At 43.0% G+C, this 24,673-nt stretch carries 25 protein-coding genes; 16 read left to right on the top strand and 9 right to left on the bottom strand.

Annotated elements, in window-relative coordinates:
- Positions 1 to 34 precede the first annotated feature (34 nt).
- Entirely contained in the window at positions 35 to 658 is a 624-nt protein-coding gene (locus tag IM450_RS04270; RefSeq protein ID WP_002738397.1) for a cytochrome c oxidase subunit 3, read from the top strand.
- Between the two features lie 321 nt (positions 659 to 979).
- Here IM450_RS04270 and IM450_RS04265 read toward each other — a convergent pair whose 3' ends face one another.
- Both IM450_RS04265 and IM450_RS04260 read right to left on the bottom strand, forming a co-directional pair.
- The gene (locus IM450_RS04265; protein ID WP_004163872.1) at positions 980 to 1,342 is read right to left on the bottom strand and encodes an acyl carrier protein; all 363 of its coding nucleotides are present in this window, start codon (positions 1,340 to 1,342) and stop codon (positions 980 to 982) included.
- Positions 1,320 to 3,119: an acyl-CoA dehydrogenase family protein gene (locus tag IM450_RS04260; protein WP_287670683.1), complete on the bottom strand. Its 1,800-nt coding sequence runs from the start codon at positions 3,117 to 3,119 to the stop codon at positions 1,320 to 1,322. The genes IM450_RS04265 and IM450_RS04260 overlap by 23 nt, the downstream gene beginning before the upstream one ends.
- Positions 3,120 to 3,546: 427 nt before the next feature.
- On the opposite strand from IM450_RS04260, the gene IM450_RS04255 reads away from it, so the two are divergent.
- From IM450_RS04255 to dnaG, 4 genes are all read left to right on the top strand, one after another.
- Positions 3,547 to 4,113 carry a photosystem I assembly protein Ycf4 gene (locus IM450_RS04255; protein WP_004163876.1) on the top strand — a complete coding sequence of 189 codons (567 nt, stop codon included), beginning with the start codon at positions 3,547 to 3,549 and terminating at the stop codon, positions 4,111 to 4,113.
- Between the two features lie 28 nt (positions 4,114 to 4,141).
- Entirely contained in the window at positions 4,142 to 4,879 is a 738-nt protein-coding gene (locus tag IM450_RS04250) for a peptidylprolyl isomerase (protein WP_004163877.1), read from the top strand.
- A gap of 118 nt (positions 4,880 to 4,997) precedes the next feature.
- The gene (locus IM450_RS04245; RefSeq protein WP_287670681.1) at positions 4,998 to 6,137 is read left to right on the top strand and encodes a beta-ketoacyl-ACP synthase; all 1,140 of its coding nucleotides are present in this window, start codon (positions 4,998 to 5,000) and stop codon (positions 6,135 to 6,137) included.
- Between the two features lie 398 nt (positions 6,138 to 6,535).
- Entirely contained in the window at positions 6,536 to 8,416 is a 1,881-nt protein-coding gene (gene dnaG / locus IM450_RS04240) for a DNA primase (protein ID WP_004163881.1), read from the top strand.
- A 12-nt stretch (positions 8,417 to 8,428) separates the two neighbouring features.
- Here dnaG and IM450_RS04235 read toward each other — a convergent pair whose 3' ends face one another.
- The 3 genes from IM450_RS04235 to IM450_RS04225 form a co-directional block, all read right to left on the bottom strand.
- Complete coding sequence (locus IM450_RS04235) at positions 8,429 to 9,667, bottom strand: hypothetical protein (RefSeq protein ID WP_004163882.1); 1,239 nt, start codon at positions 9,665 to 9,667, stop codon at positions 8,429 to 8,431.
- Between the two features lie 170 nt (positions 9,668 to 9,837).
- Positions 9,838 to 10,998: an NDP-sugar synthase gene (locus IM450_RS04230; RefSeq protein WP_287670677.1), complete on the bottom strand. Its 1,161-nt coding sequence runs from the start codon at positions 10,996 to 10,998 to the stop codon at positions 9,838 to 9,840.
- A 298-nt stretch (positions 10,999 to 11,296) separates the two neighbouring features.
- A complete protein-coding gene (locus IM450_RS04225) occupies positions 11,297 to 11,596 on the bottom strand; it encodes a small RNA NsiR4-regulated ssr1528 family protein (protein ID WP_004163884.1) in 300 nt (99 codons plus the stop codon).
- A 20-nt stretch (positions 11,597 to 11,616) separates the two neighbouring features.
- Here IM450_RS04225 and IM450_RS04220 point away from each other — a divergent pair, with 20 nt between their 5' ends.
- The 6 genes from IM450_RS04220 (at position 11,617) to shc (ending at position 17,414) form a co-directional block, all read left to right on the top strand.
- Positions 11,617 to 12,105, top strand: coding sequence for a BlaI/MecI/CopY family transcriptional regulator (locus IM450_RS04220; RefSeq protein ID WP_002777269.1), 489 nt, complete (start codon positions 11,617 to 11,619; stop codon positions 12,103 to 12,105).
- Positions 12,105 to 12,953, top strand: a complete 849-nt coding sequence (locus IM450_RS04215; protein ID WP_287670674.1) for a M56 family metallopeptidase — start codon at positions 12,105 to 12,107, stop codon at positions 12,951 to 12,953. The genes IM450_RS04220 and IM450_RS04215 overlap by 1 nt, the downstream gene beginning before the upstream one ends.
- 2 nt (positions 12,954 to 12,955) lie before the next feature.
- Positions 12,956 to 13,423, top strand: a complete 468-nt coding sequence (bcp, locus tag IM450_RS04210) for a thioredoxin-dependent thiol peroxidase (protein ID WP_149985767.1) — start codon at positions 12,956 to 12,958, stop codon at positions 13,421 to 13,423.
- A 157-nt stretch (positions 13,424 to 13,580) separates the two neighbouring features.
- Positions 13,581 to 14,378 carry a 30S ribosomal protein S2 gene (gene rpsB / locus IM450_RS04205; RefSeq protein WP_043997933.1) on the top strand — a complete coding sequence of 266 codons (798 nt, stop codon included), beginning with the start codon at positions 13,581 to 13,583 and terminating at the stop codon, positions 14,376 to 14,378.
- Positions 14,379 to 14,494: 116 nt separating this feature from the next.
- Complete coding sequence (gene tsf / locus IM450_RS04200; RefSeq protein ID WP_002753383.1) at positions 14,495 to 15,250, top strand: translation elongation factor Ts; 756 nt, start codon at positions 14,495 to 14,497, stop codon at positions 15,248 to 15,250.
- A 256-nt stretch (positions 15,251 to 15,506) separates the two neighbouring features.
- On the top strand, positions 15,507 to 17,414 hold the full coding sequence (shc, locus tag IM450_RS04195; RefSeq protein WP_287670671.1) for a squalene--hopene cyclase: 1,908 nt from the start codon (positions 15,507 to 15,509) through the stop codon (positions 17,412 to 17,414).
- A gap of 60 nt (positions 17,415 to 17,474) precedes the next feature.
- On the opposite strand, the gene IM450_RS04190 is transcribed toward shc, so the two are convergent.
- Positions 17,475 to 17,870, bottom strand: coding sequence for a helix-turn-helix domain-containing protein (locus IM450_RS04190; RefSeq protein WP_004163891.1), 396 nt, complete (start codon positions 17,868 to 17,870; stop codon positions 17,475 to 17,477).
- A 118-nt stretch (positions 17,871 to 17,988) separates the two neighbouring features.
- Here IM450_RS04190 and IM450_RS04185 point away from each other — a divergent pair, with 118 nt between their 5' ends.
- Both IM450_RS04185 and IM450_RS04180 read left to right on the top strand, forming a co-directional pair.
- Positions 17,989 to 18,999: a glycosyltransferase gene (locus IM450_RS04185; protein WP_287670669.1), complete on the top strand. Its 1,011-nt coding sequence runs from the start codon at positions 17,989 to 17,991 to the stop codon at positions 18,997 to 18,999.
- 172 nt (positions 19,000 to 19,171) lie between these two features.
- Complete coding sequence (locus IM450_RS04180; RefSeq protein WP_287670667.1) at positions 19,172 to 20,077, top strand: Npun_R2821/Npun_R2822 family protein; 906 nt, start codon at positions 19,172 to 19,174, stop codon at positions 20,075 to 20,077.
- 43 nt (positions 20,078 to 20,120) lie between these two features.
- Here IM450_RS04180 and IM450_RS04175 read toward each other — a convergent pair whose 3' ends face one another.
- A complete protein-coding gene (locus IM450_RS04175) occupies positions 20,121 to 20,411 on the bottom strand; it encodes a DUF3288 family protein (RefSeq protein ID WP_004163895.1) in 291 nt (96 codons plus the stop codon).
- A gap of 2 nt (positions 20,412 to 20,413) precedes the next feature.
- A complete protein-coding gene (locus IM450_RS04170; RefSeq protein WP_287720587.1) occupies positions 20,414 to 20,959 on the bottom strand; it encodes a hypothetical protein in 546 nt (181 codons plus the stop codon).
- A gap of 299 nt (positions 20,960 to 21,258) precedes the next feature.
- Here IM450_RS04170 and IM450_RS04165 point away from each other — a divergent pair, with 299 nt between their 5' ends.
- From IM450_RS04165 to IM450_RS04155, 3 genes are all read left to right on the top strand, one after another.
- A complete protein-coding gene (locus IM450_RS04165) occupies positions 21,259 to 21,471 on the top strand; it encodes a hypothetical protein (RefSeq protein ID WP_004163897.1) in 213 nt (70 codons plus the stop codon).
- A 138-nt stretch (positions 21,472 to 21,609) separates the two neighbouring features.
- Positions 21,610 to 22,500 carry an indole-3-glycerol phosphate synthase TrpC gene (gene trpC / locus IM450_RS04160; protein ID WP_287670662.1) on the top strand — a complete coding sequence of 297 codons (891 nt, stop codon included), beginning with the start codon at positions 21,610 to 21,612 and terminating at the stop codon, positions 22,498 to 22,500.
- A 283-nt stretch (positions 22,501 to 22,783) separates the two neighbouring features.
- Positions 22,784 to 23,938, top strand: coding sequence for a pyridoxal-phosphate-dependent aminotransferase family protein (locus IM450_RS04155; protein ID WP_287670660.1), 1,155 nt, complete (start codon positions 22,784 to 22,786; stop codon positions 23,936 to 23,938).
- A 200-nt stretch (positions 23,939 to 24,138) separates the two neighbouring features.
- Here IM450_RS04155 and IM450_RS04150 read toward each other — a convergent pair.
- Positions 24,139 to 24,673, bottom strand: a 535-nt coding sequence (locus IM450_RS04150; protein WP_287670658.1) for a DUF2887 domain-containing protein, incomplete at its 5' end; no start/stop codon positions are given.

Below are 24,673 nucleotides of genomic sequence, written 5' to 3'. Positions count from 1 at the left end.
TCCCGTCTCCCGTGTAAACTAAGGATATTCAATTATGCAAGGTTCAACGCTCGAAGATTCTCAACTCTCTGTCAATTATCATCAGGAAACGGTGGAACACGGACATCATGGCCACCCAGATCATCGCTTATTCGGTGTGGTTTTGTTTCTAGTGGCGGAAAGTTCCATCTTTTTAGGCTTATTTGCCGCTTTCTTGTTCTACCGTACCATGTTACCCGTTTGGCCCCCCGCCGGCACGCCCGAATTAGAATTAACCCTACCGACAATTAACACGATTATTCTGGTGTCCAGTAGTTTTGTTATGCACATAGGACAAAAGGCAATTAAACAAAACAATAATGCCGGTTTACAATTGTGGTTCGGCATTACTGCCCTGATGGGAATTATCTTCCTTTGTGGTCAAGGATACGAATATTATCACGCTGAATTCGGTCTGACAACTAATGTTTTCACCAGCGCTTTTTATGCCTTAACCGGATTCCACGGTCTCCACGTTACCTTCGGTTTAGTGCTGATTCTATCTGTCCTCTGGCGTTCTCGTCAAAAAGACCACTATTCTAGTCAATCTCACTTTGGTGTGGAAGCGGCAGAATTATACTGGCATTTCGTCGATGTGGTCTGGATTATCCTATTTTTACTGGTGTATATCTTACGCTAATTTTTGTTATTTAGTAGGAGAAAAGGGCGATCAAGTGATCGCCCTTTTTTATATATTTCAATTTATAAGTAGTTGTACAAAATAAATTTCCTAGTGGTGAGAGGGAACTCCAGAACTGCGGAACGGGCAACAGAAAAGAAATACAGCGATTGTTGCTTTACGGAGAAATGGGTAATTAATTTTGTTTAGGTACTTAGCAATTCCTATACTGGTGAGTAGAGAACAGAGCCAATTGATAACTAATATAGGTGGGTTACGGCGAATACTAGATAATTTTCCCTAGCATAAATTGTCGTCGCCTAACCCACCCTACACCTAAAATTAACGACGACCGAATAAACTCCAACCTTTGCCACCACTAACGGCCGGTTCAGCTTTTTCAGCGACGGGAGCAACTTCTGCGGGGGTTTCCTCACCGGAAAGATTAGAAAGATCGTAGTTTTCTACTAGGAAAAGAGACGCTTTTTCAATAGTAGAATGATCCCAGAAAAGGGTAGAAGGTAACTCTTGACCGACCCAATCTTCTAGATCACCCACCATCGTTACCGCATCGATCGAATCTAAACCATAACGGGTTAAAGGTTCAGTCACATTAATCGTTTTTGCATCCAAAGATAACTGATCGGCTAACTGTTTAACTAACCAATTTTGTACCAGATTATTAAGATTGGAGTTGGAGTTCATGGGTTTTTTCCTCGGTAGTTTGTGAAGGGGCTAATTGAAAAGGCACGATCGAAAAATGTTGATTTTCTCGATATAATTTCAGCAATTCTTGGGCAACATTTTCTACATACACCTCGGATAGAGTGTAAGGCAGCGGCCGCAGAGTTCGCAGTAATCGGTGTAAACTCAACACCAACCATTCCCCCCGGGCAAAAAATTCACCCAAGATGGAACGATTATAAAGCCAAGTGTGTAAACAAGCAGAAGCAGCGTGTAAAGTACAGTATTTCTTGGCAATCTCGAACAATTCGGGTGATTGGTCGTGACCATACTCGAATTTCGATTGACTAATCTGTTCATCGTGAGCATTTAGTTCCTCTAAAACTAAATTACCCAACATCAATAGATTTTCTAATACTTCCGGGTCCACCTCCTGAGAATCTTTCAATCCTTCCAGCATATCAAGGGCAATCTCTAAACCCTGTAGGGAATCATCGATTCCCCGGCCAAATAATTCTAAATTATTGGGTTCAAAGGGAGGAACTGACTTTTCTAGGCTAAAAATCGTCTCTAAACGGGTTTTTAACGCCGACATGGTGCGCGAGTTGCGTTTAGCCCGATATTTGGTTAAAGGACGCAATTGTAGGATTAAAGCATGAAGATTGACGATCGAACTGCCGTCAAACATACTGATAATCGAATTATCCCGCAGTAGCTTCTGGAAGATGCCGAATTCGTGTTCTTCTCGCATATAAAAACGCGACCCCAAGACCACATAAACACTATTAACCATCTCCTCCAGACGGACGGTGACAAAATATTTTACCACCGAAGCCCAGACGCTAAACTGTTCGGGGATAATATGAAAACCTCTCGCGGCCGGAATCGTCTCGCAATCACAAATAAGGATGTCAAGGAAAGCATCCACGAGAGTGCGCCGGGGTTGGGGCAAATCCATCACAGTTTTGTTATAAATTACCCGATTAACGGCAAAACCGAGGGTAGTTCTTAAAGCGGTATCGGCTGCCCCGTGGGAAAAAGCGGCGCACAACATTCGGGTAATCTGGAAACCTTTCAGGGCTAATTCTAAACCGTCTCCCTCCTCGCGTAAACGCATGGAATCGGGGACGAAACAATCCTTAAAACCAATGCCACTCATATCCGAGGCCCGCACACCATGGGTGTATATTTTCGGTAAATTATAGTATTTTTCGGGGTCTAATTGCCGTTTATCGACCATAAATAGGGTTAAACACTTTGGTCCGCCGTTAGCATCGGTTTTCGCCAAAATAAAGGAAATTCCAGAGATAGTCGCCCGGTTAATCGGCCATTTCTCCCCATTGAGAATATAACCTCCTTCCACCTTCGTCGCGGTCAGATCACCATTGATCAGATCGCTACCGTGTTCCTTTTCCGAGTAACCCAGACACATCGCCCCATAGTCATCCATGATAAAACGGGCGAGCTTCTGTTTCTGTTCTGGGGTTCCCGCCATCCAGTTTAAAAACGACCAGAATAGGGTAGTAAAAGCGATGCCGATAGTTTGATCCCGTCGAGAAAGTACCCGCACAAAAGCGACAAATTCCTCAAAAGAGGTGAATTCACCGCCGCAATCCGTGGGAATGTAGTAGTGTTGGAGTTTCCAGTCGTATAACCAGCGAATTTCCTCGTGGGGAAATTCTTCGCTCTCGTCAATCCCGATCACCCGCTTGTAGGATAGAGGGTTATCGGGATTGAGAGGATCGCCTAAGTCTTTTTCCAGTGCTTCAGCAGTCCAGTATTGCTTAAGCTTTTCCATAGTGCCTCTAGGACAGATACAATGTGTTTTTCGTCAATGCCTTCGGTTAGAAGACCCGACCATTCACAAAAATTAATGACCATTCTAGACGTTTGGCTGTAGAATAGCAACAATTCTTAATTTCCCCTTTACCTTAAATGTGCTAGAAAGCACTTGGGTGGGAGCTAGACCGTCTTCTGCGGTATCTGGTGTGCCGTTACTGGGTACAAATTAAGGAAACCACGAATAAATCTAACGCATGATTGTTGCCGAGGAGAATTACGATTAGGGAATTTTCGCCTAAACTTCCCCCACTCACCTATAAGTAAATATTATGATAAACATGGGTACATCCAGAAAAATCAACGGCTGTATCCCTAGGTCGGGGTTGGGGAAGTGGCGAGAAAAAAGCTGGTAAAATAACTCTAGGCAACCTTAAAAAGAATTCATGAAAGCGCAAACAACAAGTAAAGATAGCCTGATCCTACGGCAGGAAGTAGTGGGAGCGCGTCGCCCTAGTAACTATTTTTGGGCTGTAATCGTCTCTATTGGCGGTCTAGGGTTTCTCCTAGCCGGTCTTTCCAGTTATTTGAAGGTCAATCTACTTCTCGTTAGCGATACCAGTTCCTTACAATTTATTCCCCAAGGAGTCGCCCTCCTCTTTTATGGCACTGCGGGGACCCTTTTAGCCATCTATCTCTGGTTATCTCTCCTCTGGAATGTCGGAGGTGGTTACAACGAGTTTAACAAGGAAACCGGCAAAGTTAAAATCTTTCGTTGGGGCTACCCCGGCAAAAATCGTCGCATTGATCTCGATTGGCCCCTGGAAGATGTACAAGCTGTGCGGGCCGAGGTGCGAGAAGGACTCAACCCGAAACGGGAACTATTCCTGCGGATTAAACAGCGTCGCGATATCCCTTTAACTCGCGTCGGTGATCCTCTGTCCCTCTCGGAATTGGAAAATCAAGGAGCGGAACTCGCTCGTTTTCTGGAAATTCCTCTAGAGGGATTGTAGTCCTTTTTTCGCTCTTTTTGGCTATAAAATGATGAAGATAAGAAAATCTGGCTGGCTGTCTGTGGTTTGTGTTTTTTTAATCACAACGACGACACTTTTCGGCTGTTCTTCCCCAGAAGCTAACTCCACCCCCGATAATTCTAGTATCACCCAAACCTCTCAACCTGCCAGTTCGGGCAGTGTCAACATGGATAATTACAAACCCCGCTTAGATGGAACTGCCGTCGTCGAGATGATAATCAAAGGTAAACCGGTAACGATCGAAATTGATGGCAAGGCGGCCCCAATTACTGCCGGTAATTTTGTGGATCTGGTGGAGAGAGGTTTTTATAATGGTTTAACTTTCCATCGCGTGGTTACAGAACCGCAGCCTTTTGTCGCCCAAGGTGGTGATCCCCAAGGTCGCGGAACCGGTGGTTTTGTTGATCCAGAAACCAAGCAATCCCGTTATGTTCCCCTGGAAATTCTCCTCAAAGACGAAAAAGAGCCGATTTATGGGCAAGCAATCGGTCAACAGGCCACGGCCCGCACTCCTATCGTCGCTTTACCCCATAAACGCGGTGCGATCGCGATGGCCCGTTCTCAACAACCTAATTCCGCTTCTTCTCAGTTTTATTTTGCTCTGTCGGATATCAATTTCCTCGATGGTGATTATGCCGTTTTTGGTTATGTAACTGAGGGAATGGAAGTGATCGATACGATCAAACAAGGGGATAAAATTGACTCGGCCAAAGTTATTTCTGGTGCAGAAAATCTGAAAAAATAGCGATCGGTTAGGGTGGGACCAGGCGACAATAATTTAATATTCGCCGTCCCCCCCCAATCATTTAATATTCCGATAACTGATAACTGATACCTGATAACTGATAACTGATAAATGATAAATGAATGTTGTGGTGACGGGAATTGGGTTGATCAGTTCTCTGGGAAATTTAAGTCAGAGTTGGCAAAGATTACTAGAGGGCAAAACTGGTATAACTAGACAACAACCCTTTTCTGATTTACCCGCTTTACCCTTGGGTTTAATCGGTCACAAACCGGCATTTTTAGAGGATTTAACCAAAATTGCCCTGATTGCTGCCCTCGAAGACGCGAAGTTAACCCCTCCCTTAAAGGATTGTGGTGTCACTATCGGTTCTAGTCGCGGTTGTCAGGGTTTATGGGAACGGATGGCAGCGACGGGAATAGTAGAAAACTGGTTAGACAGTTTACCCGATCGCGCCTCGGTATTGACCGCTAGATTGATAGAAACCGGCGCCCCAGTGTTAGCACCGATGGCGGCCTGTGCCACGGGCATCTGGTCGCTCGCCCAGGGTGTAGAATTAATTACTATGGGAGAATGCGATCGAGTTTTAGCCGGGGCGATCGAAACCCCGATCACTCCCTTAACTCTAGTGGGATTTGAACAGATGGGAGCTTTGGCGAAAACGGGCTGTTATCCTTTTGATAGAGCTAGGGAAGGCTTAGTTTTGGGGGAAGGTGGCGCGATTTTAGTCCTTGAATCGGAAGAACTGGCTTTAAACAGAAATGCCCCCATCTACGGGCAAATTTTGGGCTATGGTTTTACCTGCGATGCCGATCATGTTAGCGCCCCGGCGGTGGATAATCGTAGTGCTACCAAAGCCATAGAACTATGTTTGCACAGAAGTCAATTAAGAAAAAATGAAATTAATTACATTCACGCCCACGGCACTAGCACGCGTTTAAACGATGAACGGGAGGCAAACCTGATCGCCAGCATTTTTGGCTCGCAAGTGGCTGTAAGCTCGACAAAAGGCGCAACAGGACACACTTTAGGGGCTTCGGGGGCATTAGGCGTGGCTTTTTGTTTAATGGCCCTGAAAAATCAGCTAATTCCCCCCTGTGTCGGTGTGCGCGAGTCGCCTTTTCAATTAAATTTAATTAGATCGGCTGTTAATTTTTCCCTGCACAATTGTCTCTGTCTTAGTTTCGGTTTCGGAGGACAAAATGCCGCCATCGCAGTGCGGAGATGGGGGAGAAGGAGTGGGAATTATGAATTATGAATTATGAATTATGAATTGGGGAGACGGGGAGACGGGGAGAATAAATATAGTCATTTCAGATAAGTCTGATACAGTAGACATCTTCAAAAATTATAACCCAGTCACAGCTTGCTTTTAGCCTATATACTAATTAAGTAGTTCGATGGCTGAAATGTATATCTATCGTTGTTAATTCAATTTCACTGAAAAAATATGAGGCAATTAAAATAATTTTTATTCGGGTAGATTCCTTAACTAGAAAGACTTTTGGTCTTGAGATAATATTAGGTCGAGGTCTAGTCTAGACCGACAAAATTCTTATGAACTCTGGGATTGATATTCTCAATCTTAATTGAAATGACTATAAAAGCAAATCTCCTGATAACTGATAACTGATAACTGATAACTGATAACTGATTATGGATACACCGAGACTACATCCAGATACGATCGAAGAAGTTAAACAAAGAATTGATATTGTGGATTTAATTTCCGAGAGAGTCGTTCTCAAAAAAAGGGGAAGGGAATACGTCGGTTTATGTCCTTTTCACGAGGAAAAATCCCCTAGTTTTACGGTTAGTCCTGCCAAACAAATGTATTACTGTTTTGGCTGTGGTGCGGGGGGAAACGGGATTAAATTTTTCATGGAAGTGGGAAAACAATCTTTTAGTGAGGTGGTTTTCGATCTTGCTAGAAGGTATCAAATCCCGATTAAAACTCTGGCAGTAGAACAGCGTCAGGAATTAGAACAGAAATTATCCCTCAAGGAACAATTATACGAAATAATGGCCGTGGCGGTGAGTTTTTATCAACACGCCCTTAGTCAACCTCAAGGGGAAAAAGCGTTAGATTATCTCAAGGTACAACGACAACTAACCCCAGAAACTATCGCTAATTTTCAACTGGGATATTCTCCCCAAGGTTGGGAAACTCTCTATCGTTATTTGGTGGAACAAAAGCGCTATCCTGTGGCTTTAGTGGAACAAGCAGGATTAATTAAAGCGCGTCAAAATGGTAGTGGTTATTACGATCAATTTCGCGATCGTTTAATGATTCCTATTTTTGATAGTCAAGGACGAGCGATCGCTTTTGGTAGTCGCACTTTAGGTAATGAACAACCAAAGTATCTAAATTCTCCCGATACTCCTCTATTTGAAAAGGGAAAAACTCTCTTTGCTCTCGATCGAGCTAAACAGGCAATTATTCAGCAAGATTTAGCGATAGTTGTCGAGGGTTATTTTGATGCGATCGCTCTCCATGCAGCCAGTATTAATAATGTGGTTGCCTGTTTAGGAACAGCTTTAAGTCAAGAGCAAATTAAGCTACTTTTGCGCTACAGTGAAAGTAAACAAATAATCTTTAATTTTGATGCCGATCAAGCGGGAATTAAAGCCACACAAAGGGCGATCGAGGAAATTAACTCCCTAGTTTATTCAGGACAAGTTAACCTAAAAATCCTCAATCTTCCCGAGGGTAAAGATGCCGATGAATTTCTTAAATCCCATACTGACGGGGTAAATAGTTATCGAGAATTAATCGAAAATTCTCCTTTTTGGATTGATTGGCAAATCTCGCAAATGTTGGTTAATAAAGATTTAAAACAGGGACTACATTTTCAACAAGTGTCTAGTAGTATGGTCAGTTTACTGCAAAAGTTAATCGACGGCAATCAACGCACTTTTTACCTAGATTATTGTGCTGAAATTTTGGCTCAAAAAGATGCCACTCGGTTGCCATATATTTTTAAAAATCTCTCGAAGCAAGTTAATAAACCTCTGGGAAAATCCCCAGCAATTAAAAGGAAAAATATCCTAGATAAATCCGAAAAAAACGGCTCAGAAAAAGCCGAATGGTTACTATTACTAATCTATCTCCATTCTCCCGAATATCGGAGGCTCATTTGTGAACTTTTGGATGAAAAAGATTTAATTTTTAATCTCCCTGATTATCGTTGGTTATGGCAAGTAATTCTAGAGTTAGAAACCCAAATTACTAACCAAAGAGATTTGATGTCAGCTTTACAGAATCATTTATTGATAATCACCGCAGACAAAAATCGTGATTTTAATTCTTTATTTCACTTAAATGAACATACCAGTCAGCAAATTTTGCAGCCAGAAGAACAGATAAAAAATGCTATTATAGCTCTGGAAAAAATTAGTTTAATGGAATATCGTCGTTACTGTCAAGAACAATTAATTAATGCTCTCGACAGCAATCAACGGGAATTTTATCAGCAGGAATTCTATCAAACTGTTAATAAATTAATCGCAATTGATCCTCACTACCAACAAGCTTAATTCTCTGATTGATTAGAAACTAGACAGTTGTTCGGCAATAATAGATACTAACTTATCCACTGCTCCTGCTTGCCCACGCACTGCCCGCAATTTTTGCCGGATAGCCTCTAATTGTTCGGGATTTTCTAACCAAGATATAGCCAGATTTGCCACTTCTTCTGGTTGTAATTCCCCCAATAATTCCGGAACAATTTCTGCACCGGCCCAAATATTTGGCCAGGCATATAAACGCTTTTTCCGCAACATATAGAGATTAATTATCTTAGCAAATAAAGACCCCACCCCCGGCAGTTGGGCTAATAAACCGGGTAAACCGTCCCAAGTCCGCATCGCGTCTAGTTGCTGAGTCGGTAGTAAAATAATCATCGGGATTGCCAGCGCTCCTAATTCGGCAGTATTAGCACCCACCGTCGTTAAAGCTAAATGACAGCGAGAAAGCTGGTTATGGGCGGGAAAATCGGTAATTAGGTCAACTTTTACCCCCTTAGCTGTTTCTAGATAGGGTTTTTCACCGTTTTTTAATTTGGCAGCACTCCAACCGGTTTTAGTGATCATCGGATTATAGCTAGGATCGGCAAATTTCGCCAAATAAGCTAAATTTAGGGTAGGAGCGACGGGAATTAAGAATTTAGTCCGGGGATCCTGCGCGTGTATCTTTTCGGCAATAGCTAGGGTTAGGGGTACACCCTGGGCTAATTTCGAGGGTTTGGAACCCGGGAGGAGTGCAATTAAGGTAGCATCATCCGGGGTGATAGCAGTGGGCAAATCTACCATTAAATCGCCGATAACAGTAAATTTATGCTGATATTGTTGGGGAACATTATTTAATACACTTGTATTCATCACGGCGAAGCGATCGATCCCCCGATACCAACGCGCTTCCCATTCCCCATAGATAATCGTGCGATAACCCAAACGTTTACCGATGGTGAGGGCAAAAAATTGATCGCCCCCTAAAAATAAAACGATGCCCTTGGAGTGCCAATCCCAATTATCGGCGGTTTTTCCCCAGAAAAGAAAATTAAAGAAGTTTTCTGGCGACTGGACTCGATCTACCTCTGGATATTTCCTAACTACTTCCGTTTCCGCCCCCATAGAATGAGTACAAGGGGAAAGAATCACCGAAATCCGCAACAGCGATCGATCTTCTGTTAAGTTTTGTCGCAATCTCTTGACAACTGGACGCACCCATGTAGATATTTCTCCAGGACCATTGGAGAGAATGAGAAGATCAACAGGAGAATCAAACATGATATGTGGTGAGGTAGGAAGTTTTCGTTTTGGGGAGACAGTATTCAGGAGTCAGGAGATAGGAGATGTGCTTTTATTTATTCTCCCCGTCTCCCCAATTCATAATTCATAATTCATCATTCATCATTCCCCACAACGCACAGGAAGTGGTTTCCCTGTTGCGGTGTTGCCTAGTTGCCATGGAATAAAGAACGAATCGCCTGATGTTTAGGGTGATCAAATTCTGGGGGAACCTTGCGGGTATCAGTAATCAACCAATCCAAGGCTGCCGCTTCCACATCGATCGCCGCGCCGGTTTTATCAACACAATAGCGCCCAAAGACCAACTTATCGACCAAACGCGCCCCTGGACCGAGGCGAGAATATTCAAAAATAACGCTATTATCCACCGTCGCGCCGCCACAAATCCAACAATTGGGGCCAATCATACTCGGACCGACAATTTTCGCCCCGTCTTCAATGCGCGTCATTGCCCCGATATACACAGGTCCGGTGATATCGACTTTATCCCAGTTTACCCCCACATTTAAGCCCGTGTAGATGCCCGGTTTGACTTCGATGCCGGGGATAGCAACATTTTTAATTTCCCTGGATAACACCCCGCGAATTGCCTGCCAGTAGTCGGGAACTTTACCGATATCCACCCATTCAAAATCCATGTTTAAAGCGTAGAAAGGCGCACCTTTAGCGACTAATTCGGGGAATAATTCGCCCCCGATGTCGTATTTACTATTAGGGGGAATAAAATCAATGATTTCTGGCTCAAAAATATAGATACCCGTGTTAATGCAGGTACTTAAAGCTTCATCGATGGCCGGTTTTTCTTGGAAACTGAGAATCCTTCCTTCCTCGTCGCTAACTACTACCCCATAACTGGATACTTCCTCTCTGGGGACGGTTTTGGTGACGATAGTGGCGAGCGCTCCCTTTTCTCGATGCCATTTAACGGCTGCGGTTAAATCGAGATCGATCAGCGCATCACCACAGAGAACCACAAAAGTATCGTCAAAAAAGGGATTAAAATCTTGAATTCGTCGTAAACCGCCCGCCGATCCCAGGGCATCACCGATTAACTCCCCCTCTTCGATTCTACCCTCGAAAGAATAGCCGATATGCACCCCAAAACGCTGACCATCGCGGAAATAACTCTCAATTTCTTCGGCTAAATGACTGACATTGACCATGATCTGATCAAAGCCATGCTGTCGCAACAGTTCCAACAAAAACTCCATCACCGGCTTTTGTAAAATCGGGATCAGGGGTTTGGGAATCGTATGGGTAATCGGACGGACACGAGTTCCTTTGCCTGCCGCCAAAATCATGGCTTTCATCGATGTTTATTTCCTTTTGCGATCGAGGTCTGAAGTTAAATCATGCCTAGTGTATCATTACTGGCTCGGAATCAGTGGTTATCGATCCTCTTGACCATTAGATAAACCTAGACTCCCTGCCTAATTTTTCCAACAATCCGGTCAACCCCAAGCAGTCTAGGCGAAAAATGGCGAGCAAAAATTTGACTACTTGAGATATAGCGTTTTTCAGTCTGCTGAGGTACAAAAGTTATGGGTTTTAGGCAAAAGGCAAGAGGCAAAAGTCAAAAGGGAAGAAAAATATGTGTACCTCACTAGCTTAGGAAACGCTATAGTAAAAAGCGATTTCTTTCTCCTTGAGAGGGGCAAAATCGGCGGCTAACAACAGCTGATTTAATTCCTCTTGGGGGATATGTTTGGCCCCGATGCGGACAATTCGCGATCTCATCGTGTTAGAAACCCCGCTTCTTTGTCGTCCTGCTTCCAAACCCATTACCCGGTGATAAAGTTCCAATTTTGCCTGGGGAATTGGGGAACCATCAAAATCAATGCCATTAGCGATCGCCACATCAATGGCATCAGCGCCCGTAGTTGTGGTTAAATTAGTTTCGGTGGACATAAAGACAATATAAAGGATCGTTGCTATTTTATCAGGCGATCGATATCCGCCGCTATGATCAGGAAAGTAATCTTCATTTCTGTGTGACTATGGCTCAATTGCCGACCTATCAACCAAAACAGTTATCCCTTGGCCCCCTAGAAGCGGAAATTCTCAATATTGTCTGGGAATTGGAACCCGTTAGCGTTAAGGATGTCCACGATCGCATTTTAGCGGATCCAGAACGGGATCTGGCCTATACTTCTGTGACTACGGTACTGCGTCGTTTGACTAATAAAGGCTGGTTAAGTTGTTATAAACAGGGTCGGATTTTCTACTGGAAACCGATGGTTTCTAAGGAACAAGCACAGGCAATTAAAGCCTACGAACAATTACATCGTTTTTTGGCTATTGGTAATGCGGATGTGGTGGCTTCTTTTGCCGATAGTCTCGATACTGCTAGTGTCGAACAATTAAAAGCGATCGCCTCTCGTTTAGATACCCTGCGTCAACAACGGAGAGAACGCTAATGCACGGTTCAATGTTATTACTAGCATTAACTATCGCCATTGGTTTACGTTGGTTTCTGCCCAGCTATCAGCGTCGTTGGCAGATAACTCTATTTTTCTTTCTCTTTCCGCCTTTGCTGCTGTTAATGACAGTTATATCGGTGGTTTGTATGGGCTATCGCGGGCAAATGCTAGGCTATAACTCCAGTTTAATTAGTTACTTTAGTGCCATAATTTGGCTAGTTTTTGCTCTATTTTGTTTGATAAAACTCTCCTATCAAACTTGGCGAACCCATCGGGATTTTAGCAGTTATCCCCTCAAAAAAATCACCGCTCAGAAAGCGAGAGTTTTAGCAGTGGATTTTCCCTACAGTGCCAGAGTTGGCTTTTGGAAGTCGGAATTAATTGTGACGCAAGGATTATTAAATCTCTTAGATCAAGAACATTTACAAGCAGTTTTAGCCCACGAACAAGCTCACCAAGAATATCATGACACTTTCTGGTTTTTCTGGTTAGGTTGGTTGCGATCGATGTCTTCTTGGCTGCCCAATAGCGAGAATTTATGGTCAGAATTGGTCTTCTTACGGGAATTACGCGCCGATAAGTACGCTTCTGGACAAGTGGATTATTTACTATTAGCTGAATCGCTGCTTTTAGTGGCAGAAAAAGTTAATCAAGTAGCGGAAATAAACTTCTCCGATAGTTGCTGTGTCGCTCTCAATGATCATTCTTTAAATAATCGTTTATTAGAGAGAATCGATGCTTTAGTCGAGTCAGAAAACCCCGAACTTCCCAGATTTAACTATCAAGTCTGGCTATTGCTTTCCCTCTCCCTCGCTCCTTTCTTACTCTTGCCTTTACACTCCTAAAAATGACCCTAGAAGTTGGACAAAAAGCCCCCGAATTTGCCACCCCAAACCAAAGAGGCGAAATTAGTAAATTAGCAGATTTTGCCGGTCAATGGTTGGTCTTATATTTTTATCCCAAAGATAACACTCCGGGCTGCAGCACAGAAGCGATCGATTTTACCGCTTTGTCACCGCAATTTCAGCAATTAAATGCGGTAATTCTGGGAGTTAGTCCCGATTCAGAGAAGTCCCACTGTCGTTTTATTGAAAAACACAATTTAACTATTCAATTATTGAGCGATCCCGATCATCAACTGGCGGAAATTTATCAAGTCTGGGGATTAAAAAAATTTATGGGCAAGGAATATATGGGGATTAAACGATCCACTTTCCTGATCGACCCCCGGGGAAATATTGCCTATATTTGGTCAAATGTCAAGGTAAAAGCCCATGCAGAAGCGGTTTTGAAAAAACTTGAGGAATTGCAGTAGCAAGCCCTCAGTACCCAATATTTACGGGTAGGCAATTGCGCCCTTTCGTGTTAGACTAGAAAAGTTGTCAAAAATCGCACATCTAGGCGATCGGGTGTTTCTAGGAATCTAGAAATCCAGCCCTAGATGGAGGATAAACCCGAATAAGGAGAAAAATATGCCCGTTGTCTCTCTCGCAGAATTGCTAGAGTCTGGGGTTCACTTCGGCCATCAAACGCGCCGTTGGAACCCGAAAATGTCTCAGTACATCTACACTGCCCGAAATGGGGTTCATATCATTGATTTGGTGCAAACTGCCCAATTAATCGAAGAAGCTTACGAATTTGTCCGAGGAGAAGCCGATAGCGGTAAACGCTTTTTATTCATCGGTACGAAACGGCAAGCGGCAGCAATCATTAAACAGGAAGCTTTACGCAGCGGTAGCCACTTCGTTAACCAACGCTGGTTAGGGGGAATGTTAACCAACTGGGAAACCATTCGCGGCCGGGTAGAAAGACTCAAAGAATTAGAAGAATTAGAAAATAGCGGCGCCCTCGATAAACGACCGAAAAAAGAAGCATCGGTACTGCGTCGGGAATTAGGCAAACTAGAAAAATACCTCGGTGGCATTAAAACCATGCGCCGGCTGCCGGATTTAGTCGTCGTAGTCGATCAGCGTCGGGAATACAACGCTATCCAAGAATGCCAAAAATTGGGCATTCCCATCATCTCCCTCTTGGATACTAACTGCGATCCTGACTTGGTAGATGTGCCGATTCCCGCCAACGATGACGCAATTCGCTCAGTCAAACTGATTTTAGGCAAAATTAGCGATGCGATCATCGAAGGTCGTCGCGGTGGTCAAGCAGCGGTGGAAGAATACGAGGAAGACTACGATAATGAAACCGAGTACGAGGAAGAAGGTGATTATTCCCAATACGCCGCCGAATTTGCCAGTGGAGACGACGATAACTAGGGAAAATTAGCTATTGATCGCAGCTAGGTTCGGGGGGAAACTTTCCGAGCCTATCGATCGGCAAAACCTGCCCCTCTCGTGGCATGATCAATTATAAGCAGTAGGTTAAGAATATTATGGCGGAAATTACAGCACAACAGGTTAAAGAACTTAGGGAAAAGACCGGCGCCGGCATGATGGATTGTAAGAGGGCGCTGACGGAAAACGCGGGGGATATAACTAAAGCGATCGAATGGTTGCGTCAAAAAGGGATTACTTCCGCCGAGAAAAAAGCTAGTCGGGTAGCGGCAGAAGGGATGATCGGCAGTTACATCCACACCGGCAGCCGCATCGGTGTTTTAGTGGAAGTGAACTGTGAAACCGATTTTGTTGCCCGTCGCGAGGAGTTCAAAAAATTGGTTAATGACGTGGCCATGCAGATTGCTGCTTGTCCTAACGTCGAATATGTAAAAGTGGCCGATATTCCCGCCGAAATCGCCGCCAAAGAAAAAGAAATTGAGATGGGACGGGACGATTTAGCCAATAAACCCGATAATATCAAAGAAAAAATCGTGGCCGGCCGCATTGAAAAACGTTTGAAAGAACTTTCTCTGCTCGATCAACCCTTTATCCGCGACCAGAACATCAGTATTGACGAATTGCTCAAACAAGCGATCGCCGCTTTGGGAGAAAATATTCAGGTGCGTCGTTTCCAACGCTTTGTACTAGGTGAAGGGATCGAGAAAGAAGAAACGGATTTCGCCGCCGAAGTAGCCGCCCAAATGGGACAAAAAGCCCCGGAACCCGTGGCAGCAGCCCCGCAAGTGGAGGAAAAAGCCCCGGAACCGGCAGCGAAGGATAATCCGCCCGCTAAAGGCAAAAAGAAAAAGTAAGTTAAATGAAGATCAATCTGGTGGGGTGCGAGTTTCGTACCCTTTTTGTCTTCAGGGGGGTGGGGGTACTTGATCAGTTATCGGTAATCAGTAAACAGTAATCAGTGAAAAGAAAAAAGAAAGTGGCAACTAAAGCAGATTCCTTTACTGGATTCTTTGGGAACAAAAGCCTATCTTTTACCTACTTATTAAAAACTTTGTAAATAAGATTATCTTATTTGCACTGGTGGTCCCTAGAGGTTGTCGAACGGAAAAAATGCAGATTCAGGACAAAATCACCGAAATAGCCGCTAAAACAGCGAAAGCGATCGAACTTTCTCAAAATTATTTACTTTCTACCCAATACTCTGAGGGTTACTGGTGGGCAGAATTAGAATCTAATGTCACCATCACCTCAGAAGCAATTTTACTGCACAAAATCTGGAAAACTGACAAAAATCGCCCCCTAGACAAAGCAGCCACCTATCTGCGTCAGCAACAGTGTCCTAACGGCGCTTGGGAGTTATTTTATGGGGATGGTGGCGATCTTAGCACCACTGTGGAAGCCTACATGGGGCTGCGACTATTGGGAATTCCCGTTAATGATCCTGCTTTAGAAAAAGCTAGAGAATTTATCTTAGCTAAAGGTGGCATCAGTAAAACCCGCATTTTCACCAAAATGCACCTCGCTTTGATTGGTTGTTACGATTGGCAGGGGGTTCCCTCTATCCCCGCTTGGATTATGCTACTGCCGGAAAATTTCCCTTTTACTATCTATGAAATGTCCAGTTGGGCGCGGGGAAGTACGGTTCCTTTATTAATTGTTTTTGACAAAAAACCCGTGTATAAAATGGGTTTTAATCTCGATGAACTCTATACAGAAGGGGTGAATAATGTCAAGTATGAGTTACCAAAAAATAACGATTGGTCAGATGTTTTCCTCTGGTTAGATGGGCTGTTTAAATGGGCAGAAAAAACTAATTTAGTTCCCTTCCGTCAAGAAAGTCTGAAAGCGGCGGAAAAATGGGTAATTGAACGACAGGAAGACACGGGCGATTGGGGGGGAATTATCCCGGCGATGTTAAATTCCCTATTAGCTTTAAAAGCCCTAGGTTATGATGTTGACGATCCGATTGTTGCCCGCGGTTTAAAAGCGGTGGATAATTTTGCTATTCAGACGGATAATACCTATTGTGTACAGCCCTGTGTGTCGCCGGTTTGGGACACGGCTTGGGTAATTCGATCGCTAATTGAATCTGGGCTAAATCCTGCTCATCCAGCTATGATTAAAGCGGGACAATGGTTAATCGATCAACAAATTCTTGATTATGGCGATTGGGCGATTAAAAATAAAATCGGAACCCCCGGCGGTTGGGCTTTTGAATTTGACAATCGCTGGTATCCCGATTTAGACGATTCGGCAGTGGTAGTGATGGCTTTAGAGTTAATTAAAATGCCCGATGAAAATATTAAAAAAGGTGTGATGAAACGGGCAGTTAATTGGATGGCTACTATGCAGTGTAAAGCTGGTGGTTGGGGAGCTTTTGACATTGATAACGATCAAAACTGGCTTAATTCTTTGCCCTATGCCGATCTAAAAGCAATGATCGATCCTAATACGGCTGATGTTACTGCCAGAGTTCTAGAAATGTTAGGCACTTGTGATGTTAAAATGGAGGAAATTCGAGTTAAAAAAGCTTTGGATTATCTGGAAAAAGAACAGGAAGCTGATGGTAGTTGGTTTGGTCGTTGGGGTGTAAATTATATTTATGGAACCAGTGGGGCGTTATCTGCTTTGGCTTTTCTGGAACCGAATAAATATCGCCAGCAATTGCAAAAAGGAGCCAATTGGTTAAGCAGTTGTCAAAATGTTGATGGTGGTTGGGGTGAAACCTGTTTTAGTTACAATAACCCTAAATTTAAAGGACAGGGAAATAGTACCGCTTCCCAAACTGCTTGGGCATTAATCGGTTTATTAGCCGTCGGGAAAGTCACCGGTAATTATCAGCGAGAAGTAATCGAAAAGGGCGTTAACTATCTTCTTGTTACCCAAAAAGAAAATGGTACATGGGATGAAGATTACTTCACCGGTACAGGTTTTCCCTGTCATTTTTACCTGAAATATCATTTCTATCAGCAGTATTTTCCTTTACTTGCTTTGGGGCGTTATCGGGCTTTGATTTAGTCTGTTAACCTATGCGTTAAGACAGGAAATAAGCTTAACTGTCTAACGCATTTTTTGTGACTAACTAGGAAAAAATAAATCAGGAGATATATTTAAAAAATTGGCTAATTTTTGAATGTAGACAGGAGTTAAATCTTGTTGGCCATCAAGAATGTCATCCAGGGTTGACTTACTTTCAAAAATAGATAGCAAATCTTGCTTTTGTAGGTTTCTTTCCTCTAATATAAATTTCAACAATTCAAGTCCATAAATATCAGGTATTGGCTCTTGATTTTCCTCATACTCATAAATTAAAGCCCCTAAAACATTTAGATATTCCCTTTCTTCTGCCGTTAATTGGGGTTTGTCTAACAGGCGATTAATAACCTGCTGCATCATTTCTAAGTCTTCCTCATTGTCAATAGGACGAGGAGGGTATTGCTTTAATAATTCTAAGTATTTATCAGTGGCAAACATAATTTAATAATATCTATGGTTGATCGACTATTGCATTTAGATACCTCACACCTTAATAATTAAGTATAGAATAGCCAAGTCTCCAGACTACCGCTTAACCAAAACTTCTATTATCTTGATGAGAAACCTCTATTTTCTTTTGCCCGGTACTACTTCTCCTTTTGGTGGGGGTGGACTGTGGGCAGAAATGAAAACCGTCAATTTGGCTAGTCAAATTTGTACCGCCCAGATTGTGACTTATCGTCAAAAAGAGTTAAATTATCCTTTTTTAGAGGATATACTCGCGAAAATAAGCTCGGATGACAGTATTTTTGTGGTTAGCTGGGGTTTTGATGTTCCTAAATTGGTGCAAAGATTGCGATCGCATAATATCATCTATCATGCCCATAGTACAGGTTACGGCTTCCGTTTACCCTCCCAAATACCAATTATCACCGTTAGCCGTAATACTATGGGGTATTGGGGAGAAAAAGCTCCTAATGCTTTAATTTACTATCTTCCTAATCAAATTGGCTCAGAATTTCTCAATTTAGGCTTAGAAAGGGATATCGATGTCCTAGTACAGGGGCGCAAATCCTCAAAGTATCTTCTCAATCGTCTAGTTCCCGCCCTCCGTCCCCACTGTCGCGTTAAGGTTTTAGATAGCTATGTGGAGGATTTAGTGGGATTATTCAATCGCAGTCGGGTTTATCTCTACGATTCGGCTGAATATTGGGTTGTAAACGGTTTAACGGAGGGTTTTGGCTTACCGCCCCTGGAAGCTTTAGCCTGTGGTTGTACGGTATTTTCTAGCGTCAATAGCGCTCTAGCCGATTATCTCGATCCCGGTTTCAATTGTCAAAAAATTGGGGCTTATTCCACTCAATACGATCTGGAACGTATTCTTAATTATGCCCGTAATTTTCCCGTTAATTCTTTACCGGCTAATTTTCTCGATGATTATCATCCCGAAAAATTACTACCACGTTTTGAAACAATTTTAAGAGAAATTAATGATTTCTTTGATATTAAAAAACGATATCTGGCTGATATAGAAGGTTTAGAACCCCTGCGACTTAAAAAATTATGGATGCAGAGTTCTCTGGCTAAACTTAAGAAAAAACTGTTTAAGCAAAGGCATCAACTTTAAGAGTTGACAGAGAAAGACTGATCAGCTATTCAGTTATCAGTGATCAGTGATCAGTGAACAGGGATATCGGGAGAAAAAAGCTGATGGCTGACTCCCCAAAAGGAAAACTTTCTACTTCACCATTAAGATAACTGCTATATAATTATTTCTAACTCTTACCCCGAGGATATTTATGAAGCGAGGGATTTACATTACCGCTAATGATCGAGTTATCGAGCAGGCGATCGCATTAATGAATAGTATTCGTTTGTACGATCCCGATTCTACCGTCATCTTGATTCCCTACGACAATAATTATCAAAAAATTGCCGATTTATTGTCCGAAAAATATGGCGTTATTCTCTATCCTGATCTGCAATTAGTGGAAGAATTGGCACAGAAAATATATGATATTTTTGGAGAAAAATTCTTTGCTCGTCCTAATCAATTTCGCAAGCAGGTGTGTTGGTTTGGAGAACTAGATCAATTTCTTTATATCGATACCGATATCGTGGTTTTTGAAAAAATAATAGATAATCTAAATTTCCTCGATACCTACGATTTTCTCTGCTGTGATTATCAACACAAAAAAGGGATTACTGATGTCTTTAATCCGATTGTTTTAGAACAAGGAATCTTCACGGAAAACGATCTAACTGGAATGTTTAACGGTGGTTTTTGGGCTAGTAAAAAGAATCTATTCTCAGAACAGGAATTATATAGTGCTTTTCAAGAATGTGCCGCTCATCCAGAATATTTTGATTTTTCTCAAAAAACCTCCGATCAACCGATTATTAATTATACCATTCTCAAACGAGTTCCCAATCGATTTAATCTTGTCCGCGTCCCGGGTTGTCAAGCGGGAAATTGGGGGAGAAGTTCTCATTTTCAACGTCAGGGAAATATTTTAATCGATCCGAGATTAAATCAGCCCTTAAAATATTTACATTGGGCAGGAATTCGTATTGAACCGGGATGTCACTACTGGGATATCTGGAAATATTATCGTTATCTAGATGATCCTAATCCCCCCACAGATCCGCCAGCAAGCAAACCCAAAAATCGGTTTCAGAGATTATTAGATAAAATCAAATTATAGGTTTGATTTTTCCTCTCGCACCATTTAAGATAACTGCTGCAATTTAACTCCAATCCTGTTGCTCCTCGGTTTGACGCATTTGATACACTTGTCCGTGACTGTGCAGTTGTCGAGTTTTTGCCCATAAACTCGCTTCATCTAACTGCCATTTTTCTAGGATTAAATCTAAATCTCTTTGGATTTCTCTTGCCCCCGGAAAGTTTTGATAACGTATGCGTAAACGAGCGCATTCAGCTAAGTTTAAATCATTGGGTTCTGATTGCAGTAGCTGATCAACAATCGGGCGATCGATTCTTTCCTGTGGATGTTGTTGTTCTTGGTTTTTACTAGCCATAATTAATCGAACCAACCGATATCGGAATCCGTTAACTCTGTGGGGGTAGGATTGGGGGCAATATAACGGGCTAAAGTGGCCATTTCAAAGTTATAAAGACTGGGTTTCTTAGGCACAGGTTTGGTAATTGCTGACGGTTCAGGGGTGGGACTATTTTCTAGGGTTTTAATTTGATTATATAATTTTTCAATTAACTGTTTTTTATCAGTCAGTTCTGTTTCTGTCTTGCTTAATTGACTCGATAATTTTGCCACCAAAGTGGTTTTTTCCGAGAGGACAGATTCTAACTGCTCGGTCTGTTGTTGTAACTGCTGTAAACTGACAGAGAGTTCCCGATGTTCTTTAAGTTCTTCTTCCAGAGAAATAACTTTTTCTTGGAGAGTTTGCCCATTTTTCTCGGTTTTTTCTAACTCTGCCGTCAAGTCGTTAATTTTTGCCTGTAGGGTGGCGTTAGTTTCCTTAGAACGTTTGGGAGAAGGAGAGGGTTGGGATTCTACCTCTTTATTAGCTTCTTTACGGATGAGATCGTTTAAATTACCTTTGGTCATAAGCTCTGCAAATAGGATATTACGATAGAGTCGGATACTGTCAAGAAATCTGTTGGTTTAGGCAATCGATAATTATTCGCCCGATATACAAGCTTGATTACGCTGGGGAATTGTTCCATAGGTTTTATTTTATAGCTTTAGGTCGATCGATCCCTGTCCATTTGAGGAATAAGAACAAATACCTAAATCTCAGTTTCACTAATAAGATTCTAAATTTTTCTGTAGTTAATGATACAGAATAGCAAATTTGTGTCAGACTAAAGGTAGAAGTTGATCGCACCTGTGGCAAGGATAAATTTATGAATATTGAAGAAAAAGCACGTCTTAATTTAACCCAAGAACGACAAGCAGAGGGAATGCTCGAAGAAAATGTCTTAACTCGTACAGAAGAGCTTTTAGGGGAAGGGGAGGCAGGAACTGCAAAAGCGCGGGTTTTATTAACTGAAAATCGCCAAGAAGACGAAAAACGTCAAGATCAAATTTTAGAACGTTCGCTCGAAGCTATGCAATAGCCTTTCGGTGAGGACGGGGAATATCCACACAAGTATAGATAAATGTCTGTAGAGACGTGGTTTTCCCCGTCTCTATCTCAATTCCCGATAACTAATCGCTGTTACACTAATCACTGTTAAGCTCTGGACAGTGAGAAAATGCAGATCCGAAGAAAACACCCCAATCCTGCCGTCAAAGTTGAGAGTTTGAGTTATGTGGTGAAAGTGCCAGAGGCACAACCACAAAATATTTTAGAAGAAATCGTTTGGCATAAGGAGATCGAAGTCGATAAATTGCGCGAGCGGTTGCCTTTATTGGAATTACGCAAAAAAATAGCCAATACTGCGCCACCTTGCGACTTTTTAGCCGCCTTAAAACAGGGTAAAACCGAACCCGCTTTGATTGCCGAAGTGAAAAAAGCTTCCCCTAGCAAGGGAGTCATCCGCGAAGATTTTGATCCTGTAGCGATCGCCCGTACCTATGAACAGGGAGGGGCCACTTGTTTATCGGTTTTAACCGATAGTAAGTTTTTTCAAGGTAGTTACGAAAATCTTAGCCTCGTCCGGCAAGCGGTATCTTTACCCCTACTATGCAAGGAATTTATCCTTTATCCCTATCAAATCTACTACGCTCGCTCTAAAGGAGCCGATGCCGTCCTTTTAATTGCCGCTATTTTAAGCGATCAAGACCTAGCATATTTTGTCAAAATTGTCAAGGGTTTAGGGATGACAGCTTTGGTAGAGGTGCATAGTCTGGCCGAATTCGATCGAGTGTTAGCCATTGAGGGAATCGAACTAATCGGCATTAATAACCGCAATTTAGAGACATTTAAAGTCGATTTAGACAATACTCGCCAATTACTAGAAGCCAGGGGCGAAAAGGTGCGAGAAAAAGGTATTCTGATCGTCAGCGAATCGGGATTACACACAGCAACAGATCTGGCGAAAGTGAAACAAGCGGGAGCAAATGCAGTTCTAATCGGCGAATCTTTGGTAAAACTGCCCGATCCTGCCGCAGGTATCCAGAAACTCTTTGAAAATCGGGAATAGGAGTTAGGAAGTGGGGAGAGGGAATTATGAATTATAAATTATGAATTATGAAGTGGGGAATTGGGGAGATGGGGAAGCTGTCTCATCACCCTATCACCCCAATTCCCTATCACCCTATCTCCTGAATCCTGATTCCCGACTACTGATCACTGATAACTGACAAGGCTATCTGCCGGGATATAATCAGAGTTTGCCGAATCTTAAATCATCCCCTCAGAATTGATGCGATCGAGATTTGGTTTTTTATCTTTGTTAAATATGGCCCAACGAGAGAGGACGAACCATGGAAAATAAAAATATGTTGATGATTCCCGGCCCCACACCAGTGCCGGAAGCGGTATTATTGGCTATGGCTAAAGCACCCATCGGTCATCGGACGGGTGCTTTTAGCAAGGTAATCGCCGAATTAACCGAAAATCTCAAATGGTTGCATCAAACCAGTGGCGATGTCTTAATGTTAACCGCTTCGGGAACCGGTGTCATGGAAGCGGGAATTATTAATTTTCTCAGCCCCGGCGATCGAGTTTTGGTGGGGGATAATGGTAAATTTGGGGAACGTTGGGCGAAAGTGGCGAAAGCCTACGGCTTAAATGTGGATATCATTAAGGCAGAATGGGGTAAACCCCTAGATCCAGAGGCATTCACTGCTAAACTGACCGAAGACAAGGAAAAAGCCATCAAAGCGGTAATTATCACCCATTCGGAAACTTCCACCGGGGTTCTCAATGACTTGGAAAGCATTAACAAAGCGGTAAAAGACCACGGGGAAGCTTTAATCATCGTCGATGCTGTCACCAGTTTAGGAGCTTATCATATTCCCATCGATGAATGGGGTTTAGATGTGGTCGGTTCTGGTTCCCAGAAAGGTTATATGATTCCTCCCGGTTTAGGTTTTGTTTCCGTAAGTCAAAAAGCTTGGAAAGCCTACGAAACCGCCAAACTGCCCCGTTTTTATCTAGATTTGGGCAAATACAAAAAAGCCACCGATGAGGATAGTTCCCCCTTTACCCCTCCAGTTAACCTGATGTACGGTTTACAAGCTTCTCTGCAAATGATGAGAAGGGAGGGATTAGCGGCAATTTTCGCCCGTCACCAACGCTTAACGAAGATGACGCGGGCCGGTATGCAGGCCCTGAATTTGCCCCTCTACGCGGCGGATTCCTGGGCTTCCACGGCGATTACTGCGGTGGCCCCCACTCTAGTAGATGCGGAAAAAATTCGTTCGACTCTCAATAAAAAGTTCGACATCGCTGTGGCTGGTGGTCAGGATCACCTCAAGGGTAAAATCTTCCGTATCGGTCATTTAGGTTTTGCCAGTGAGAGGGATATCCTCACGGTTATCGCTGCCATTGAAGCGACTTTAATCGAGTTAGGTGTCGAAGGTGTCACCCCCGGCGCCGGTGTGGCTGCCGCTGCCTCGGTGATGGTGCAGGGTTAATCTTGGGTTGGCTTTTCCCCTTCTCCCCCTATCCATTAGTCACATCTTTCTTAACATAAAATTTGACAAAGAGAGAAAAGTGTGCAAGATGGCTCAAGGGGGTTCTATGGGGGAACTAATTTGATCAGATAGTTTCCACGTCTGGCTAATATACTGTCATCTTCCTAGTCCCAACCAAATAGTTTTAACACCAAGTTCACCTACAGATGCGATCGCAACCATTCCTCTAAATCTCCCGGTTTGGTAAAATCTAACAAAGCTTCTCCTAAAGCTTCCAGTTGATTAATTGAGAGAGCTTGAATCTGCGATCGCTGTTCAGGAGTCACTTCACCGATCCGACGCGAGAGGAGCCGCAGGATGAGCGCAGATTCTCCTTCCTGACGACCTTCCTCCTTGGCTTCACGATATACCCTTGTATCTGCCAATTGTAGTCCTAGCATTGTATCAACCTCCTGCCGACTCAAGTTAGTAAACTTATAGACCATAATTGTGGCAATCATTTCTATTATGGCGCGACTGGCTTCTGTATCTACAATTTGCTCTTGGGTTCGTGCCAGTAAATAGCGGGCTTTTTCTGGTGCTTGGGTTTCTTCTACAGTAGTGAGTACCATTAAGGCAACTCCTAGGGGTAACTGCTGAATTTCCCCTAATTCTTTCAGATAAATTCGATGCACCTGAGGACAATTGAGCAGCGCTCGGTAGGGATGGGTGTTACTTTGTTCTAGGCTGCGGGTG

Source organism: Microcystis sp. M083S1, from assembly GCF_020246405.1.
In the GTDB taxonomy this organism is placed as follows: Bacteria; Cyanobacteriota; Cyanobacteriia; order Cyanobacteriales; family Microcystaceae; genus Microcystis; species Microcystis aeruginosa_C.
The sequence above is the reverse complement of the archived record's forward strand: the minus strand, read 5'-3'. Positions and strand labels throughout refer to the sequence as shown.

What these genes read in the sequence shown, in the direction of transcription:
- IM450_RS04270 (WP_002738397.1), top strand. Translation starts at nt 35, where the DNA reads ATGCAAGGTTCAACGCTCGAAGATTCTCAACTCTCTGTCAATTATCAT.
- IM450_RS04265 (WP_004163872.1), bottom strand. Translation starts at nt 1,342, where the DNA reads ATGAACTCCAACTCCAATCTTAATAATCTGGTACAAAATTGGTTAGTT.
- IM450_RS04260 (WP_287670683.1), bottom strand. Translation starts at nt 3,119, where the DNA reads ATGGAAAAGCTTAAGCAATACTGGACTGCTGAAGCACTGGAAAAAGAC.
- IM450_RS04255 (WP_004163876.1), top strand. Translation starts at nt 3,547, where the DNA reads ATGAAAGCGCAAACAACAAGTAAAGATAGCCTGATCCTACGGCAGGAA.
- IM450_RS04250 (WP_004163877.1), top strand. Translation starts at nt 4,142, where the DNA reads ATGATGAAGATAAGAAAATCTGGCTGGCTGTCTGTGGTTTGTGTTTTT.
- IM450_RS04245 (WP_287670681.1), top strand. Translation starts at nt 4,998, where the DNA reads ATGAATGTTGTGGTGACGGGAATTGGGTTGATCAGTTCTCTGGGAAAT.
- dnaG (WP_004163881.1), top strand. Translation starts at nt 6,536, where the DNA reads ATGGATACACCGAGACTACATCCAGATACGATCGAAGAAGTTAAACAA.
- IM450_RS04235 (WP_004163882.1), bottom strand. Translation starts at nt 9,667, where the DNA reads ATGTTTGATTCTCCTGTTGATCTTCTCATTCTCTCCAATGGTCCTGGA.
- IM450_RS04230 (WP_287670677.1), bottom strand. Translation starts at nt 10,998, where the DNA reads ATGAAAGCCATGATTTTGGCGGCAGGCAAAGGAACTCGTGTCCGTCCG.
- IM450_RS04225 (WP_004163884.1), bottom strand. Translation starts at nt 11,596, where the DNA reads ATGTCCACCGAAACTAATTTAACCACAACTACGGGCGCTGATGCCATT.
- IM450_RS04215 (WP_287670674.1), top strand. Translation starts at nt 12,105, where the DNA reads ATGCACGGTTCAATGTTATTACTAGCATTAACTATCGCCATTGGTTTA.
- bcp (WP_149985767.1), top strand. Translation starts at nt 12,956, where the DNA reads ATGACCCTAGAAGTTGGACAAAAAGCCCCCGAATTTGCCACCCCAAAC.
- rpsB (WP_043997933.1), top strand. Translation starts at nt 13,581, where the DNA reads ATGCCCGTTGTCTCTCTCGCAGAATTGCTAGAGTCTGGGGTTCACTTC.
- tsf (WP_002753383.1), top strand. Translation starts at nt 14,495, where the DNA reads ATGGCGGAAATTACAGCACAACAGGTTAAAGAACTTAGGGAAAAGACC.
- shc (WP_287670671.1), top strand. Translation starts at nt 15,507, where the DNA reads ATGCAGATTCAGGACAAAATCACCGAAATAGCCGCTAAAACAGCGAAA.
- IM450_RS04190 (WP_004163891.1), bottom strand. Translation starts at nt 17,870, where the DNA reads ATGTTTGCCACTGATAAATACTTAGAATTATTAAAGCAATACCCTCCT.
- IM450_RS04185 (WP_287670669.1), top strand. Translation starts at nt 17,989, where the DNA reads ATGAGAAACCTCTATTTTCTTTTGCCCGGTACTACTTCTCCTTTTGGT.
- IM450_RS04180 (WP_287670667.1), top strand. Translation starts at nt 19,172, where the DNA reads ATGAAGCGAGGGATTTACATTACCGCTAATGATCGAGTTATCGAGCAG.
- IM450_RS04175 (WP_004163895.1), bottom strand. Translation starts at nt 20,411, where the DNA reads ATGGCTAGTAAAAACCAAGAACAACAACATCCACAGGAAAGAATCGAT.
- IM450_RS04170 (WP_287720587.1), bottom strand. Translation starts at nt 20,959, where the DNA reads ATGACCAAAGGTAATTTAAACGATCTCATCCGTAAAGAAGCTAATAAA.
- IM450_RS04165 (WP_004163897.1), top strand. Translation starts at nt 21,259, where the DNA reads ATGAATATTGAAGAAAAAGCACGTCTTAATTTAACCCAAGAACGACAA.
- trpC (WP_287670662.1), top strand. Translation starts at nt 21,610, where the DNA reads ATGCAGATCCGAAGAAAACACCCCAATCCTGCCGTCAAAGTTGAGAGT.
- IM450_RS04155 (WP_287670660.1), top strand. Translation starts at nt 22,784, where the DNA reads ATGGAAAATAAAAATATGTTGATGATTCCCGGCCCCACACCAGTGCCG.